This is a genomic window from Aquidulcibacter sp., assembly GCF_020253525.1.
Lineage (GTDB): Bacteria > Pseudomonadota > Alphaproteobacteria > Caulobacterales > Aquidulcibacteraceae > Aquidulcibacter.
Genome location: NZ_JADCBK010000046.1, coordinates 34097 through 51429, shown reverse-complemented (window position 1 = coordinate 51429; position 17333 = coordinate 34097). Strand labels below are relative to the sequence as shown.

12 protein-coding genes are annotated in these 17333 nt (G+C 57.5%); 6 read left to right on the top strand and 6 right to left on the bottom strand.

The features are described 5' to 3' along the window. Positions 1 to 2 precede the first annotated feature (2 nt). Entirely contained in the window at positions 3 to 1283 is a 1281-nt protein-coding gene (locus IOB61_RS06155) for a TRAP transporter large permease (RefSeq protein WP_290813731.1), read from the top strand. On the opposite strand, the gene IOB61_RS06150 is transcribed toward IOB61_RS06155, so the two are convergent. The 6 genes from IOB61_RS06150 to IOB61_RS06125 all read right to left on the bottom strand — a co-directional run bounded on the left by IOB61_RS06150 (position 1284) and on the right by IOB61_RS06125 (position 8052). Next, a complete protein-coding gene (locus IOB61_RS06150) occupies positions 1284 to 2627 on the bottom strand; it encodes a pectate lyase (protein ID WP_290813728.1) in 1344 nt (447 codons plus the stop codon). Then, on the bottom strand, positions 2627 to 4219 hold the full coding sequence (locus IOB61_RS06145; RefSeq protein WP_290813725.1) for a carboxylesterase family protein: 1593 nt from the start codon (positions 4217 to 4219) through the stop codon (positions 2627 to 2629). The genes IOB61_RS06150 and IOB61_RS06145 overlap by 1 nt, the downstream gene beginning before the upstream one ends. After that, positions 4206 to 5204: a sugar kinase gene (locus tag IOB61_RS06140; protein ID WP_290813722.1), complete on the bottom strand. Its 999-nt coding sequence runs from the start codon at positions 5202 to 5204 to the stop codon at positions 4206 to 4208. Before IOB61_RS06140 ends, IOB61_RS06145 begins: the two co-directional genes overlap by 14 nt. 6 nt (positions 5205 to 5210) lie before the next feature. Next, positions 5211 to 5969 (bottom strand): 2-dehydro-3-deoxy-D-gluconate 5-dehydrogenase KduD, encoded by a 759-nt coding sequence (kduD, locus tag IOB61_RS06135; RefSeq protein WP_290813719.1) that lies wholly within the window; start codon positions 5967 to 5969, stop codon positions 5211 to 5213. 16 nt (positions 5970 to 5985) lie between these two features. After that, positions 5986 to 6834, bottom strand: coding sequence for a 5-dehydro-4-deoxy-D-glucuronate isomerase (gene kduI, locus IOB61_RS06130; RefSeq protein WP_290813716.1), 849 nt, complete (start codon positions 6832 to 6834; stop codon positions 5986 to 5988). Positions 6835 to 6951: 117 nt separating this feature from the next. Then, complete coding sequence (locus tag IOB61_RS06125) at positions 6952 to 8052, bottom strand: LacI family DNA-binding transcriptional regulator (RefSeq protein WP_290813714.1); 1101 nt, start codon at positions 8050 to 8052, stop codon at positions 6952 to 6954. A 245-nt stretch (positions 8053 to 8297) separates the two neighbouring features. Between IOB61_RS06125 and IOB61_RS06120 the strand changes: the two genes are divergently transcribed. The 5 genes from IOB61_RS06120 to IOB61_RS06100 are packed head-to-tail and all read left to right on the top strand — an operon-like array spanning position 8298 to position 17309. Next, positions 8298 to 11258 carry a TonB-dependent receptor gene (locus tag IOB61_RS06120; protein ID WP_290813711.1) on the top strand — a complete coding sequence of 987 codons (2961 nt, stop codon included), beginning with the start codon at positions 8298 to 8300 and terminating at the stop codon, positions 11256 to 11258. A 4-nt stretch (positions 11259 to 11262) separates the two neighbouring features. Beyond that, on the top strand, positions 11263 to 12897 hold the full coding sequence (locus IOB61_RS06115) for a family 43 glycosylhydrolase (protein WP_290813708.1): 1635 nt from the start codon (positions 11263 to 11265) through the stop codon (positions 12895 to 12897). 5 nt (positions 12898 to 12902) lie between these two features. Next, the gene (gene uxaC / locus IOB61_RS06110; protein ID WP_290813780.1) at positions 12903 to 14330 is read left to right on the top strand and encodes a glucuronate isomerase; all 1428 of its coding nucleotides are present in this window, start codon (positions 12903 to 12905) and stop codon (positions 14328 to 14330) included. 1 nt (position 14331) lies between these two features. Beyond that, the gene (locus IOB61_RS06105) at positions 14332 to 15807 is read left to right on the top strand and encodes a mannitol dehydrogenase family protein (protein ID WP_290813705.1); all 1476 of its coding nucleotides are present in this window, start codon (positions 14332 to 14334) and stop codon (positions 15805 to 15807) included. After that, on the top strand, positions 15804 to 17309 hold the full coding sequence (locus IOB61_RS06100) for a UxaA family hydrolase (protein WP_290813702.1): 1506 nt from the start codon (positions 15804 to 15806) through the stop codon (positions 17307 to 17309). The genes IOB61_RS06105 and IOB61_RS06100 overlap by 4 nt, the downstream gene beginning before the upstream one ends. The last annotated feature ends 24 nt before the right edge of the window (positions 17310 to 17333 follow it).

The window sequence follows — 17333 nt, the reverse complement described above, 5'->3', positions numbered from 1 at the left end:
CGATGGCACTCGCCGCACTTTTCCTTGTCTTCGCCCTTCTTTTGGTCCTTGGCGCGCCGGTGGCGATTGCGTTGATCATCTCAACCATCAGTGCAGCCTTGGTGTCGGGCATTCCGCCGATGGTGGTAGGCCAACAAGCAGCAGCCGATATTTCAAATGTCGGCCTTCTGGCCATTCCGCTGTTTGTGTTTGCTGGCGAATTGATGCTGAAGGGCGGTATCTCAGAGCGGATCATCGCGCTGGCCAGCGCGTTGGTCGGCCGCTTCCGCGGAGGCCTCGCCCAAGTCAGTGTTGTGGCCTCGACCCTGTTTGGCGGGGTTTCAGGCTCTGCCATTGCCGACATTTCTGCCGTGGGGGGTACCATGATCCCACAAATGGCCCAGCGCGGCTATGACAAGGATTATGCGGTCAATGTGACGATTTCAGCAGCGCTGGTCGCACTCCTCGTGCCTCCATCCCACAATATGATCTTGTTTTCTGCCGCTGCTGGCGGCGGTATTTCAATCACTGCCCTCTTCTCAGCGGGTATTATTCCAGCCTTGATGCTGGCGCTCGCCGTCATGGCGACGGCCTATATTTTGGCGGTCAAGCGCGGTTATCAGGCCGAAGGTAAGATCGGAGCCCGCGCGCTATTGACGACCTTTGTCACCGCTTTGCCCGCTTTGGTTTTGGTGCTGATCATCTTTGTCGGGATCAAGGCCGGGATTTTCACCGCGATTGAAAGCGCCTCTGTCGCCGTGGTCTATGCGGTCTTGGTAACCCTGATCGTCTATCGCAGCCTCAGCTGGAACGCCTTTTTGGACGCAGCCAAAGGGGCCGCTAAGACGACCGGTTCTGTCTTGTTCGTTATTGGGGCGGCTGGGGCCTTTGGCTGGATGATGGCCTATCTGCAAGTGCCCAGCCATGCGGTGGACGCCATGAAGGCCATTGCCCATGACAAGCTGACGGTGCTTGCCCTTATGGTGTTGTGCCTCTTGGTCTTGGGCACTTTCATGGATTTGGCCCCACTCATCATCATTTCCACCCCGATCTTCTTGCCCGTAGCTAAAGCCTATCACATCGACCCTGTGCATTTTGGTGTCGTGCTGATCTTGTCGGCTGGCATTGGCCTGGTGACGCCACCAGTGGGCTCGGTCCTGTTCTTGGGGGCATCCATTGGCAAGATTAGCGTGATGGAAGCCGTGCGCGGCATGTGGCCCTTCTATCTGGCCGCGTTGATCGTGCTGGCTTTGGTGATGATCTTCCCGCAGCTGTCGCTGTGGCTGCCAAGCTTAGTGGCTTAATCAGCGCACCAGAGAATTCAGCCAGACCTCAAGATGGCTGACGCCGTCTTGATCGGGGTCTAGGGCTGCATCGCGTGCATCTTTTGGGTTCAATCGATGCTGGATTTCCCACGCATCGGGTAGACCATCGCCATCTTGGTCGGGCCGCGCCGTCCCGCTTGCCAAAACAGGCCAACCGCCCACGTCGTCTTGGGAATTGATGATTTGGCCGGTCCTTGAACGCACGCTTTCAACCACGCGCCTATCGACGCCATCGCGTACCAAAGACGCACCGGCCCTCGCCAAGACTTTCTCTTCCGCGACAAGGGCAGGCTCTGCCACCAGCCCACCCGTTTCAAACGCGGTGTCGGAGAAATAGCCTTCAGGAGGGCGCTTTAAGCGCACAAGGGCCGCGGTCTCAACCAGCGCGCCATTCATGAAATTGCCAGAGAAGTGAGCCCGCGCGCCGGGGGCGGATTCGACAAAGGCAAGCGCAGATTTCGAGTTGGTGCCTTGCCGATAGGAATTAGCACGGAAGCTATAGCGGCTGATCGCTGTCTCATCGACATTATAGCCAGAGCCATCGCCACCCCAATTGTAAAACAGATTATTGGCGAAATCGAATACCGGGCCTTGCGGGTCGAGCTTGGCATCGGCGAAGTTGCCGGGCCTTGGTAGACGCGCGCGATGATGCGCCCACAGATTATGGTGGAAACTATAGCGAGAGCCTGCCGATCCGCGGACCAGCGAGCCATAGCCATGCGCACCTTTAGAATGGACCGATTGGTCTAAGGATTCTGAGATGATCGACCATTGCACCGTCACCAGGTCCAATTGCCGCTCGCCTTGTGTCATTTGCTGGGAGACCGACAAAGTCTCATCGGTCGACCATGAGGCCGAGCAATGGTCGATGATGATGTTGCGGCCCGCTGTCAGCGAGATGGAATCGGTTTCGGTCTTGGAGATATCGCCCGGCCGCACGCGGATGAAGCGCACAATGACTTCAGAGGTTGAGACCAAAAGCGCATGGCCTTTAAGCGTAATGCCATCACCGGGTGCGGTTTGACCAGCGATGGTGATGAAGGGGTTGCGGATCACCAAGGGCGATTGAAGCTCGATCGTCCCACCTGTTTCAAACAGGATTATTCGGGGGCCTTTCGCCTCAATCGCGGCGCGCAGACTACCCGGGCCTGCATCTGCCAGATTGGTCACTTTGATGACGCGCCCGCCGCGCCCGCCTTGGGTGAAAGCGCCAAAGCCTTCGGCCCCGGGGAAAGCGCGCAAGGGTTGGGCGGGAACTTGCGCTGTGGCGCTGGTCGCCAAAAGCACGCTGGCCAGACCAAGAGAAGATATCAGGCGGGCCATCAGCTACCCCATTGGATGAATGGTACGGTCTGGAATAAGGCGCGCTCTACCCCGCGCGGATCAAAGGCTAGCCGCGTTGTGGCATCAAAAATCATCGTCTCGCGCCGCTCGAGGCTATAGTGCGGCCAGTTTGGTAAGCCCTTAGCTTGCGGCGTGCCGTTGCGGGCGAGGTTCACTAAGGCTGAGGATAGCTCTAGGCTGACTTTGCGTGCCTCAGGGCCTGTCCCCGTCATCGGGCCAGAAGCTGCCAAGGTGCGGAAAGCGTGGGGGATATCGAGCGTATGATACGCGCCCCATTTGCCGCCATCTTCCGGGCTCTTTAAGTCAAAGCGATACACCCAAGTGGGGGCCCCTTGGCGGGCGCGTGCGTCAGCCTCTTCCACCTGCCCGCGCCAAGACCGGCCGGCAGTAGTCGCGGCAAAAAAGAGGTCAGACGCCGAAATACCGGGATAAGCGGCTTGATAGGTGGCAATCACATAGGCGGGGGAAATATCGGTCCGCATGTGGGTGGCTAGCCAAGCAGGGAGCGCGTCAAAAGTCAGGCTGAAGGCAGCAGGGTTAGAACGGCCAATCAGATTACGCGTCTCGTTCGCCATATTGCCAAGGATCATGGGGATACGCGCCGATTGGGGCGGCGCATCTGGCCAGAATGGGTGGCGCGATAAATGCCGCTGGTCCAGCACTGGCCCGAAATAGAGCTTTTGCGTCGCATTGACCGGATCGGCCGTGTTCAAGGCCTCAATCAAGCGGCCGCTTGGCACGTTAAACACGTCTTGCGGCGAGACTTTTAGGGCTTCTAAGAAAGCTCTGGCCCGCGCGGTGGCATTTAGGGGGCCAGAGGCTGTGACTTGCTGGCCACTCATGGTCGCCACCGCATGGAATAGGCCAGAAGCCGAAGGGGCGGCCATCAAGGATGCAATCTTCGCCCCGCCGCCCGACTGCCCAAACAGCATAACGCGGGAGGGGTCACCGCCAAAGCGGGCGATATTGGCCTTCACCCAATTGAGCGCCAGCACCAAATCCCATTGCCCCGCATTGCCGCTATCGGGCGCAAGCTCAGGGATAAGTTGGTCCAAATAGAGATAGCCAAAGGCATTGAGGCGGTGATTGATGGTGACGACGACCACATCTTCCTCAGCCGCCAGAATACGGCCATCGGTTAAAGGCGAAGAGCCAGAGCCCGTATTATAGGCCCCGCCATGAATATAGAGCATGACGGGCTTTTTTGCGCGCGCATCTAAGCTTGCAGTCCAAATATTGAGGAACAAGCAATCTTCCGATTGATTGGGCTCGCTGCCCGCTTGCGGGCTGGCAGGACCATAATCGACTGCCGCAAGCGGGTCTTGCCAGGGCACGGGTGGTTTCGGCCTCGCAAAGCGCGTTGTCGCCGTATCAGCGCCATAGCGGATGCCCTTAAACACATGCAGGCCTGCCTGCTTGCGCCCTCGCACGGGGCCGAAAGTGGTTTGGACGAGGCTTTGGGCTTCATCGGCCCAGATGTTTTGTGGAACCAGACCGGCCATCAGACCACCAGCCAAGATCAATCGGCGCGAGGCTGCTGCCGCCAAAGGGCCTGCCTCACCGGCGGACATCGAGCCCACCCCCGGCCATAGCATCGGAAACCTCTTGCACATTCGTCAAATTGAAGTCTCCGGGGATGGAATGTTTGATCACGGCAGAAGCCACGGCAAATTCCAAGGCGGCTTGGGGTTCGTGGCCTGCCAGAAGACCGTGCAACAGGCCTGCGGCAAACGCATCACCCGCGCCAATACGGTCGACAACGCCTGAAAGCTCATGCTCTTTTGAGACAAAGCGCTGCGTGCGGCTAACCAGTTCACCTTGTAAGCCCTGTTGGGTGACAGAAGCCAAAGTACGTGTGGTCGCGGCAATCCAGTGAAGCTGTGGGAAGACCTCAAAGGCCCGCTGTAAAGCTGCTTCGCGGCTGGCAAAGCGCTCGCCCAAGATCAGTTCCACATCGCGCTCATTGATGAAGGCCAAGGTCGCGTGCGACAGGATTTGTTTCAGGATGGCAGGCCCATCACCCGACCAAGCGGCCCAAAGTTGGGCGCGATAATTGCCGTCGAACGACACTTTCACCCCGGCTTGGCTCGCTGCTTCCACAAGGGCTAAAGCCGCCTTGGACGCCTGTGGTCCAACCGCCGGGGTAACGCCGGAGACATGCAGCCATTCAGCCCCGTCTAGGACGTCAGCGGGGTTAGTCAGATCGGCAGCCGAATTTGCAAAGGCACTGTCTGCCCGATCATAAAGGACAGCAGAAGGGCGGCTGACCGCGCCTTGGGACAAGAAATATAGCCCCATCCGGCCCTTGGTTTGGCGCACAAGCTTTGTGTCCACGCCATGCTTGCGGATTTCGGCAATGGCGGCTTGGCCGAGGTCATTATCAGCAACCACGCTTGCCATGCGGGCCTGATTGCCAAAGCGGGCGAGGCAAACTGCGACATTGGCCTCTGCCCCGCCAATCGCCACATCCAAGCGCGGCGATTGCAACAGACGTTCGTGGCCTGGCCCACTCAAGCGGATCAGCAATTCCCCGAAACAAACGACTGACCCTGCCATGGCGCTTTACCTTGCTAGCCACCCGCCATCGACGGGGATGACGGCTCCATTGAGGTAGTCTGACGCTTTTGACGCCAAAAAGACAGCCGTACCGCCTAAATCGGCAGGCTCACCCCAACGACCCGCTGGAATGCGCTTTAAGATGTCGCTGGAGCGTTCTTCATCGGCGCGCAATTGCGCCGTATTGTCGGTGGCCATATAGCCCGGCGCAATCGCATTGATGTTGAGGCCTTTCGAGGCCCACTCACAGGCCAACAGCTTGGTGATGCCCGCAATGCCGCTTTTGGATGCCGTATAGGATGGCACGCGAATGCCGCCTTGGAAGGATAGCATAGAGGCGATATTGATGATCTTGCCGCTGCCTTGGCCAATCATCACTTTGCCGGCAGCCTGGCTCATAAAGAAGGCGGACTTGATGTTGACATTCATCACATCATCCCAGTCCTTTTCGGAGAAATCGACCGCATCCTGACGGCGGATCAGACCTGCATTATTGACCAAAATATCAAGCTTGCCGAGGCCGGACAGGGTCTCTGCCACGATCCGGTCAACAGGCTCAATGCTCATCAGATTGGCGTCAATATTGATGAAGCGACGGCCCATGGCGGTGACCTTAGCACCGGTCTCGTCGGCTGGAACAATGCCAGCAGCGGCAATATCGGCTCCCGCTCCGGCCAAAGCCAAAGCAATACCTTGGCCGAGGCCCGTGTTCGCACCGGTTACGAGGGCGACTTTGCCCGACAAGTCAAAGAAGGAAAGGCTCATGATCGTCTCCCTCGGTCTATTTCAACTGACAGATGTCGCAGACCGCGAGGTCTGTGTAGTCGAGGTTTTCCCCGCCCATCGCCCAGATGAAGGAATAATTGCGGGTGCCCGAACCCATATGGATCGACCAAGGCGGCGAGATCACCGCTTCATCATTCTCCATAACGATATGGCGGATCTTGTCCTCTTCCCCCATGAAGTGGAAAACCCGATCCTTCTCGCCCAAGCCAAAGTAGAAATAGACTTCCGAACGGCGATCATGCAGGTGCGGCGGCATGGTGTTCCACACACTGCCGGTATTGAGTTGGGTCAGGCCCAGCAAAAGCTGGCAGGACTTAACCGTGGCGGGCACGATATATTGGTAAATCACGCGCTCATTGGATTCAGCCAGCGATCCACGCTCAAGCGGAACGGCGGTCTCAATCGAGATTTTCGCAACCTCAAAGCGGGCATGGGCTGGGGTTGAGACCAGATAATATTTGGCAGGCGCATCAGCCGATTGCGACGTGAAGATCACATCTTTCGAGCCCATAGGCACATAAAGGCCATCGCGTGGCTTAATCTCATGCGCCACACCGTCAACATGGACGACCCCGACGCCGGTACCCACATTGATCAGGCCCAGTTCGCGCCGTTCCAAGAAAGGATGACCCGCAGCAGAGGCAGGCTCGGTCTGATGCGGCAGCACGACTTGGCTATGCACAGGCATCGCCCCGCCAACAACCATCCGCTCATTATGAGAATAATTCAGATGAATTTCATCGGCTTGGAACAAGCCAGTGACCACATAGCGGGCGCGCAATGCGTCATTATCGGCCCCGGCCATCATGTCTGGATGGGTGGCGTGATAAACCTTGTCGAACATCTTCTTGGCCCTCCCAAGCCAGCACCGTGACCATTATGGTAACCGGTGTCATACGCGACAAAGTCTTATACGGGAAGATTTCATCTGACAAGTGGGGCTGTCTGCAGGCAAGTGCGATTACGTCGCTTCTGTGCCCTCTGGTGCCGCCGTTGAGCCGCGGACAATGATCTCAGGCGAGAAGGTGATGAGCTTCTTGGTGGTCATGCCATCGGCTGTCTGTAAGAGCAACGTCGCAGCAGCAGAGCCCATTTCGCGGATCGGCAGGCGAACTGTGGTCAAAGCGGGCCAAAGCCTGCCCGCAATCGGGGTATCGTCAAACCCGACGATGGAAATATCTTCCGGAATGCGGAATCCTGCCCGGCGCACCGCAACATAGGCCCCCGTCGCCATTTCATCATTACCGGCAAAGATGGCTTGGGGCGGATGGGGCTGGGCCAATAAGTGCTCTGCCGCGGCCACACCCCCTTCAAACGTATAGCCCCCTTCTACAGCCATGTCAGGACGCAGCACGAGGCCTGCCTCTGCCAGCGCCCGCTCAAAACCGGCGCGGCGTTCATGGGTAGAGCGGAAACTCAAAGGCCCGTGGATATGGGCGATGTTACGATGACCCAGATCGGCCAAATGCCGCCCCGCAGCTGCCCCACCATCGCCGTCCAAGGTGCGGATCATGCGCGAGGGCGTATCAAGTTCAACCGAGGCAATACGGACATAATCGACATCGGCCTCGTTCAACGCCAAGGCCAATGGCTCATCCTCAGACACCGATGGCGGCAAGATCAGGCCAAAGGGCTTGTGCTGTTGAATGAAGGACTGAATACGGGCGACATGATCGGGCTTGGACCGATCACACGGATGAAGGACCAATTGAAAATCAGTGCCTTCGAGCGCATCCAAAATGCCGCGTTGGATGTTGACCACATATTGCGGGCTTGGATTGTCATAGACAAGGCCAACCAGAAAGCTCTTCCGACGGGCAAGGGCGCGGGCCTGTGGGTCTGGCGTAAAGCCAAGTTCTGCAATGACCGCCTTAATGGCGTCGCGCGTCTTTTGCTTCACAAAGGGCGATTCATTGATCACGCGTGAGACGGTCTTTTTAGAAACCTTGGCCAAGCGCGCCACATCATTAATGGTCGCCTTCCCGCGCAAAACAGCTTCCCCGCCCGCAGTTTGCGGGCCAGAAGTGGGTTCTGCGTCATCTGGGTCAGTTTCGTGTTTCACAAAAACCTCTGCATGCGTCTTTTCCCTTTAGCCTTGCCTCTCACAGCCTCGCAAGCAAGGCCCATCTGCATTGACCTGCCCCCAGCACTGCAATCAAGTTTCATCCTGTGATCAAATTAGGATTGACACCGGTGACATTTTCGAAAATGCTACCGGTAGCAAAAGACTGTCGGATGGGTCACTGTGCGCTGTTGCGGGAAACCCGGAAAGACGAAATAGGGGCACGGCCTCGAGGGGAGTTAACAATGTCACGGAAGATACGTCTTACCGCCGTTCTGATGATGGGTGTTGCTGCGGCAAGCCTCCAGGCTGGTCTTGTCCACGCACAAACCGCTACGACCAGCGCCGGCGAAACGGAAAAGCAAGCCGAAGTCATCATCGTACGGGGCTCGTTCCGCGAGTCGCTACGCTCCGCGATTGCGACCAAGCGCGCGGAAATCGACATTGTCGACTCGATCAAGGCCGAAGACATCGGCAAATTCCCTGACAATAATTTGGCAGAATCCCTGCAGCGCATTCCAGGCGTCGCCATCGACCGCGAAGGCGGCGAAGGCAAGACAATCACGGTTCGCGGCCTTGGCCCCGATTTCACCCGCGTGCGTCTAAATGGCCTTGAAGCCATCTCCACCACTGGCGGCAAAGATAAGGACGGCGGGGCAAACCGTGGCCGTGGCTTTGACTTCAACGTCTTTGCCTCGGAATTGTTCAACTCTCTGACCGTCCGCAAGTCGACCTCGGCAGAAATTGAAGAAGGCTCGCTGGGTGCAACGGTTGATCTGCGTACCGCCCGCCCCTTCGACTATAAGGGCTTCACCATGGCTGGCTCGCTACAAGCGGGCTATAATGATTTGTCCGAAGATGTCGGCAAGCGCGGGACCTTCATGGTCTCAAACCGCTGGGCAGATGGCAAATTGGGGGCTTTGTTCTCGATTGCTTATTCGACCAAGCAAAACTTTGAAGAAGGCCCGAACTCAGGCCGTTGGCAGAATGCGTATTCCGCCGGCAATGCGGGCCGCCTGCAATCCTATTCAACCGATGGCGGCCGCACCTTCATTCAAATCACGCCCTGCACCACGGCAACCACCCGCGTGTGCAGCACCACCGAAGTTAGCGCCACCAACCCGACTTTGACGGGTGAAGCCTTGGCCGTGACCCAAGCCATCTACCCACGCTTCTTGCGCACCAGCCAATTCATCACCGATGCAGAGCGTTTGGGGATTACGGGCTCGCTGCAATATCGCCCAACCGAAAACACCACTTTCACCTTGGACGTGTTGCATTCTGAGTTCAGCGCAGACCGGATCGAATATAATCTCGAGCCCATCTCCTTCTCGCGCAATACGGCAGGTGTGCCGCAAAGCGACATTTATGATTACACGATCGATAGCCGCAAGGTGATCACCAAGGCGTCCTTCAATGACGTCGATATCCGCAGCGAAATGCGTTTTGACGCGCTGAAGACCACGTTCAACCAGGTCAATTTCACGCTCGATCAGCAATTCAACGATAAATTCTCTGGCAAGCTCTTGATCGGCAGCTCCCGCTCCTATCTCGACAACCCAGAGCAAACCACCTTCACCTTCGAGTCCTACAATGTCCAAGGCTATAAATATGACCTGACGGACATGACCAAGCCAATCATCGACTTTGGCAGAAGCGCGACTGGCTGTAACATTTCTCAAGGCTGCTATTGGCAATATGCCGCGGCTTCTTCAACCACAGCCGCAACCAACGCCAATGGCGACGCGTCCTTGATCCGCTTGCGGCCTCAAACGGTTGAAAACACCTATAATACCGGCGCGATGGACTTCAAATATGAGTGGAACGACAATGTGAAGTTCAAGTTTGGTGGCTCGTTCAAGGTGTTCTCGTTTGAGACCCAAGAATGGCGCCGCTACACGACTTCAGACCAAACTTCTAACGAAGCTGCCGCACCAGGGTCTGGCATTGTTACCGAATTGAACGGCAATCTGATCAATTATGCCCGCGCGGTGACCGTTGCCGGTCTGACCTATTTGGTTCCCGATTTGGATAAGATCCGCGCCAAGTTTGACTATAATTGTAACTGCACCAATCAATGGGGCCAGTTCACCGTCAACAAGATCAATAATAATGCGCGGGCAAACAACCGTTCGGCTCAAGAAGAAGATACAGCCCTTTATGTGCAGTCTGACTTCCAGACCGAGCTTGGTTCTATGCCGGTCCGCGGCAATATCGGCGTGCGCTATGTCGGCACATCGCAAACTGTGGACGGCTTCTTCTCGCGTGGTGCGGTTTTAGAAAAGATCACGCTGAAGCGCTCTTATGAAGATTACTTGCCAGCCTTCAATCTGACGATTGAGCCGATGGAAAATGTCTTGGTTCGCTTTGCGGCTGCCAAAGCCATGTCGCGCCCAACCTTGGCGAGCCTCTCGCCAGCCGGGTCGATCAGCACCACCAGCAATACGCTGAGCATTGGCAATCCCAATCTCGACCCGATCCGCGCCAACACCTATGACATGAGCATTGAGTGGTATCCTTCCAAGGACACGTTGTTCACCGTCAGCTTGTTCAAGAAGGATCTGCAATCCTGGATCCAATCCTTGGTGCGCACCATTCCGTTTGGCGAAACCGGCTATGATGTCTCGCTATTGGATGGTACGGGCCAAAGTCTCGCTACAGCCTATACCGTCACCCAACCGGTCAACACCCAGGGTGGCGAGCTGCAGGGTTTTGAAGTCTCGGTCAACCAGCCATTTAGCTTCTTGCCAAGCTTCTTGTCGGACACCGGCGTGATTTTGAACTATACGCAGGTGGAATCGACGATCAATTATGTGATCTCCTCGACGGCGACCGCAACAACCTATGCCGCCTATAATTTGATCGGCATGTCGCCCAATTCCTACAACGCGACCCTCTATTATGAAGGCAAGAAGTTGTCGGGTCGGGTGTCTTACTCCTATCGCGACGGCTATATCTCGGTGCTCCTGCCCGGATCGTCCGCCGATTTGTGGGGCAAAGAGGGCGTGAGCTCTTTGGACATGCAAGTGTCCTACAAGCTCAATGATCGCATCACCTTCGTGCTGGAAGGCACCAATTTGACCGATGAGGCTCAAGATAGCCGCATCACCTACAACACCGCTCAAGGCAATGTCGCCAATGATTTGTTGTTCGACGTCTCCAATTCGGGCCGCCAATTCTACTTTGGCGCACGGATGAAGTTCTAATCTCGTGGACCGCAGGGACCTGATTGGGGGCACGTTTGGGCTGATTGCCAGTTCGACCGTGTCTCCGTCAGGTCTTTTTGCGGCACCTCGACAAGAGGGCCTGCTCTCGCCGCATGGCGCCGCGTGGCGCAAGCAGAAATGGGCGACAGGCTTTGATGGCCAAAGACGTGCTGATCTTGGCAATGGCCGGTTTCTCAATCCCGTCTTTCCAGGCGACCATCCAGACCCTGCTCTGATCCGCGTCGGCGACACATTCTACCTCACCTTCTCGAGCTTTGAGGCCTATCCGGGCCTTGTCATCTGGCAGTCGAAAGACTTGGTGAATTGGGCCCCCGTGACGGCCGCCCTCAAGACCTATATCGGCTCTGTCTGGGCCCCTGCGCTGGCCCAACACAATGGCCATTTCTACCTCTATATTCCAGCACGGACCTCTGACTATCGCTCCATCTATGTTATCCACGCCGACACGATTGAGGGGCCATGGAGTGAGCCGATCGATCTGAAACTGCCGGCTCATATCGACCCAGACCATGTGGCTGATGAGGCAGGCCAACGTTGGCTGTTCCTCAGTGGTGGCGACCGGGTGGCTTTGGCTGCCGATGGTCTTTCGACGGCAGGGCCGGTTGAACATATCTATGACCCGTGGCGCTATCCAGACGATTGGACGGTTGAGAGCTTTTCACCCGAAGGGCCAAAAATCACCAAGCGCGGCGATTATTGGTATATGATTACCGCCGTTGGCGGCACGGCCGGCCCACCTACCGGCCATATGGTCATCGTGGCCCGGGCCAAGGACTTGGGCGGACCGTGGGAGGATTGCCCTCATAATCCAATTGTCCGCACCTGGTCTGCGGAAGAAAAATGGTGGTCGCGCGGCCATGCCACTTTGATCGAAGTGCCCGATGGGTCGTGGTGGATGGCCTATCACGGCTATGAGAATGGCTTTTGGACCTTGGGTCGACAAATGCTGCTCGACCCCGTCCGCTGGACAAAAGACGGCTGGCCTTTAGCTGCGGGTGGTGACCTGTCACAGCCTCTGCCAAAGCCTGTTAAGCGGCCCATCAGCCCGCATGGAAAGTCACTGTCGGATGACTTCTCCGGCAATCATTTGGGCACGCGTTGGTCCTTTTATGAGCCTGCCCGCGATGAAGCCCGCCGCTTCCAAATCGGCCCACAAGGCTTGCGCCTTACGGCCAAGGGCACCAGCCCCAGCAATGCCTCACCCGTGAGCGTGATCGCGGGCGATTTGGCCTATGAGGTGGAGACGAAAATTACGCTAGAACCCGGAGCCGAGGCTGGCCTCCTCCTATTTTATTCCAAGCGGCTCTATGCGGGTCTCGGCTTTGACGGCAACGGCCTCATTATGCACCGCTATGGTCGCCAACGCCGATCCCGTGCGCCAACAGGCCTTGCCCAAACGCTTTATCTGCGCATCCGCAACGACCGCCATATTGTGACCATCCACCATAGTCTGGACGGCAAGGCGTGGACGAAGTTCCAAGTTCAGATGGAAGTCTCGGGCTATCATCACAATACCGATGGCGACTTCTTGAGCCTCAAGCCTGCCCTGTATGTCAGCGGCACCGGGGCAGCCAATTTTACCTATTTCACCTACCGCGGACTTGCGACCTCATCATGACCTTTATGCCCCGCCCCTCTGCCACCGCCCTCAGCCTGCATGCGGACCGCTTGTTTTCTTCCGACCCCGCCCAGCGCACCATGGCGCGCACGCTCTATGAGACCGTCAAAGACCTGCCGATCATCAGCCCTCATGGCCATACCGATCCGTCTTGGTTTGCGACAAATGCGCCCTTTGCCAATCCAGCAGAGCTTTTGATTACCCCGGACCATTATGTGTTTCGCATGCTCTATAGTCAGGGCATTCCGATGGAGCACGTGGGCGTGCCGCGTGCCGATGGCGGCTGGACGGAGACGGACCCGCGCAAGATTTGGCGCTTGTTTGCAGAAAACTATTGGCGCTTCCGCGGCACCCCTTCACGCCTCTGGCATGATTGGGTCTATTCACACGTCTTTGGTCTGAAGGTCCGGCTTGGCCCCGATACAGCGGATCATTATTATGAGGTGATCGCAGCAAAGCTTGCCCAAGATGATTTCCTGCCGCGCGCCTTGTTTGAGCGCTTTAATATCGAAGTGATCGCCACCACCGAAAGCCCGCTGGACCTGTTGGAGCATCACCAAGCCATCGCCAACTCTGGCTGGAAAGGCCGCGTCATCACGGCCTTCCGCCCAGACCCCGTGCTCGACCCAGATTATGAGGGCTTTGTCGATAATCTGCGCACCTTGTCCGAGATCACAGGCCAAGACGCGCTGACCTATGCGGGCTATCTGGCGGCCCTTCGCGATCGGCGGGCCTATTTCAAAGCCCATGGCGCGACCTCTACCGATCATGGTCATCCGACGGCGAAGACCCTGTACTTGAGCGGCCCAGAGGCTGAAACATTGTTCGCGCGCGTTACACGCGGCCCTGTCTCCTCAGAAGATGCGGAGACTTTCCGGGCCCATATGCTGGTTGAAATGGCGGGCATGAGCCTTGAAGACGGCCTGGTTATGCAAATCCATCCGGGCAGTTTCCGCAACCATAATGCGGGCGTCTTTTCCCGCTTTGGTCGCGATAAGGGCAGCGATATTCCAACCCGCACCGATTATGTCCGCGACCTTAAGCCTTTGCTGGATCGCTATGGCAATGATCCGCGCCTGTCGGTCATTGTCTTTACGCTGGATGAAAGCACTTATGCCCGCGAACTAGCCCCCTTGGCGGGCCATTACCCTGCGCTGAAACTGGGGCCTGCTTGGTGGTTCCATGACAGCCCCGAAGGCATGCGGCGGTTCCGCGAAATGACGACCGAGACGGCGGGCTTTTACAACACGGTTGGCTTTAACGACGATACGCGCGCCTTCTTGTCCATTCCTGCCCGCCATGATGTCGCCCGCCGCATGGATTGTGCGTGGCTGGCGCAATTGGTGTGCGACCACCGCCTAGAAGCCGATGAAGCGGCTGAAATCGCTTATGACCTCGCCTATCGGCTGGCCAAAGAAGCCTATCGGTTGTGAGATGACACGTCTTTCTGACAGCCACCTCCCAAGCGGTCTCAAGGGGCCTGCCTATGATCGAAGCGCGGTGCGCATAGGCCACGTGCATTTGGGCGTAGGTGCCTTTCACCGCGCCCATCAGGCCATCTATAGCGAATCCTGTCTCTGTGCAGGCGATCTGCGCTGGGGCATTTTAGGGGCAAGCCTGCGCAACCCACAGGTGGCCGACCAACTCAACCCGCAACAGGGCCTCTATAGCTGCTTGGTGCGCGAAGGCGGCGAAAGCCGGGCCAGTGTGATTGGCGCGATCAAAAAAGTCCTTGTTGCGCCGGAAAACCCGACCGCCTTGATTGCGGCCATAGCCGATAAAGACGTCCATGTGGTGACGCTAACCATCACCGAAAAAGGCTATCACCTTGATCCCGCCACGGGCGCGCTGCGGATGGATGATCCAGCCATTGCTGCTGATCTGGCGCGGCCACATGCACCGGCCACGGCACCGGGCCTGTTGGTTGCAGCATTAGCCGCCCGCAAAACGGCTGGCCTTGCCCCATTCACCGCTTTGTCCTGCGATAATCTGCCCGACAATGGCGGGCGGTTGAAACAAGCCGTGCTAGACTTTGCCCGCGCACAAGACGCGGGCCTTGCCGATTGGATTGAACGCTTTGGTGCTTTCCCGGCCAGCATGGTTGATCGCATTGTGCCCGCCACCACGCCCGATGATTTGGCCCTGTTTGCCGCAGAATTCGGCGTGCAAGACTTAGGCCTTGTGAAGACTGAGCCCTTCTCACAATGGGTGATTGAGGATCATTTTGCTGGCGAAAGACCGCACTGGGAATTGGCCGGCGCGCAGTTCACCCATGATGTTGCGCCGTGGGAAATGGCCAAGCTGCGCCTGTTAAATGGCGCCCATTCTGCCCTCGCCTATCTCGGCAATTTGGCGGGCTATCCGACCGTGGATCAAGCCATGGCCAATCCCGCCTTTGAGCGCTTTGTCGATCATCTGCAAGATGAAGCCGAAAGCACATTGACCCCACCTCCGGGCCTTAACTTGGCAGCCTATCGCGGCGACCTCAAGCGGCGCTTTAAGAATGCGGCCTTGATGCACAAGACCTATCAGATCGCCATGGATGGCTCGCAGAAATTGACGCAACGTTTGTTGGCAACCATTGCGACCCGAATATCACGCGGGCAAGACTTTGCCTGCCTTGCTTTGGCCGTTGCCGGCTGGATGCGCTGGCAAGCAGGCGTCGACGAGCAGGGACAGCCTTATGAGGTCCAAGACCCCTTCGCAGCCCAAACCCGTGTGCTGTATCAAAAGGGCCAGAACGGGTTTGAAAAGGCCGCAAGCCTTTGTTCGCTTGAGGCTGTCTTTGGCCCAGATCTTTCGCGCGATCCTCGTTTTGTAACCGCCATTGGGGAGGCCCTCGATACACTCCTAAAAGAAGGTGCTCGGGCGTCGGTTGCAGCGCGGGTTCAGAAAGAGGCGGCACTATGAAAGTCCTGCGCCTGAATGCCGCCGATGATGTCGGCATTGCTTTGGTACCCTTGGCGGCGGGTGACGCGCTGGGCATTGGCGATATCTGTGCGCGCGAGCCCATCGCAGCCGGGCACAAGATCGCCTTGCGGCAAATCCAAACAGGCGAGGCCATCGTCAAATATGGGGCGATCATCGGCCAAGCCTTGCAGCTGATTGAGGCCGGGGCCCATGTCCACAGCCATAATCTGGGCTTTGTCGCCAGTAGCCACGAGGCCAAGATCGGCAGCGATGTGCGGCCACTTCCAGCTGTCCTGCACCCACGCACGTTTGAGGGCTATCACCGTGCTGACGGCCAAGTGGGCACGCGCAACTATGTCGGGGTACTGACTTCAGTAAATTGTTCGGCGACCGTTGCAAAACGTATTGCGGCCCATTTCCATGAAGACCGCATGGCAGAGTTCGTCCATGTCGATGGCGTGGCCGCTTTCACCCATACCACGGGCTGCGGTACCGCGAGCACAGGCGATGGGGTTGATAATCTTCAGCGCACTCTGGCTGGCTATGCCCGCCACGCCAATTTCCATTCGGTCGTCATCATCGGGCTGGGGTGCGAAGTCAATCAGTTAGACCGCTTGGTCCAAGACATGGGCCTTGCCCGTTCTGACCGGCTACACACGTTCACCATCCAAGATGTGGGCGGCACAGCACGCGCGATTGAGCATGGGCGGGGGCTGGTGCATGAATTGGTTCAAGAAGCCAATCAAGCCCGCCGTAAAACCGCCCCCGTCAGCGCCCTGACCCTGGGCCTGCAGTGCGGCGGATCAGACGGCTGGTCTGGCGTCACCGCGAACCCCGCCTTGGGGGCGGCCAGTGATTTATTGGTGGCGCATGGCGGCACGGCCATTCTGTCAGAAACCCCTGAAATCTATGGCGCAGAGTATCTTTTGCTCCAACGCGCCAAGAATGGAGAGGTTGCGCAAGCCCTGAAGGATCGTCTGGCTTGGTGGGAGGATTATGTCGGCAAGCATGGGGCGAGCTTGGATAACAACCCCTCCCCCGGCAATAAGGCAGGCGGCCTCACCACGATTTTGGAAAAGTCGCTGGGTGCCGTGGCCAAGAGCGGCTCCACGCCCTTGAATGCCGTCTATCGCTATGGGCAAACCATCACTGAAAAGGGTTTTGTCTTCATGGATAGCCCCGGCTATGACCCCTGCAGCGCGACGGGCCAGATTGCGTCAGGCGCGAACCTGATCGCCTTTACCACCGGGCGTGGCAGCGTATTTGGCTCCAAACCCAGCCCATGCTTAAAGCTTGCTTCCAACCAAGCCCTCGCCCGCCATATGGATGAGGATATGGATATTGATTGCTCGCCCATTCTTTCGGGCGAGAGCATCGAGGCAGCAGGTGCGCGCATTTTTGAAGCGCTGATCGAAACCGCCTCTGGCAAGCTTACCCAGTCAGAAGCCTTGGGCCTTGGCGATGAAGAATTTGTGCCGTGGCAAATTGGGGCTTATCTTTAGAGGTCGCAGGCTCCATCGTTTCTA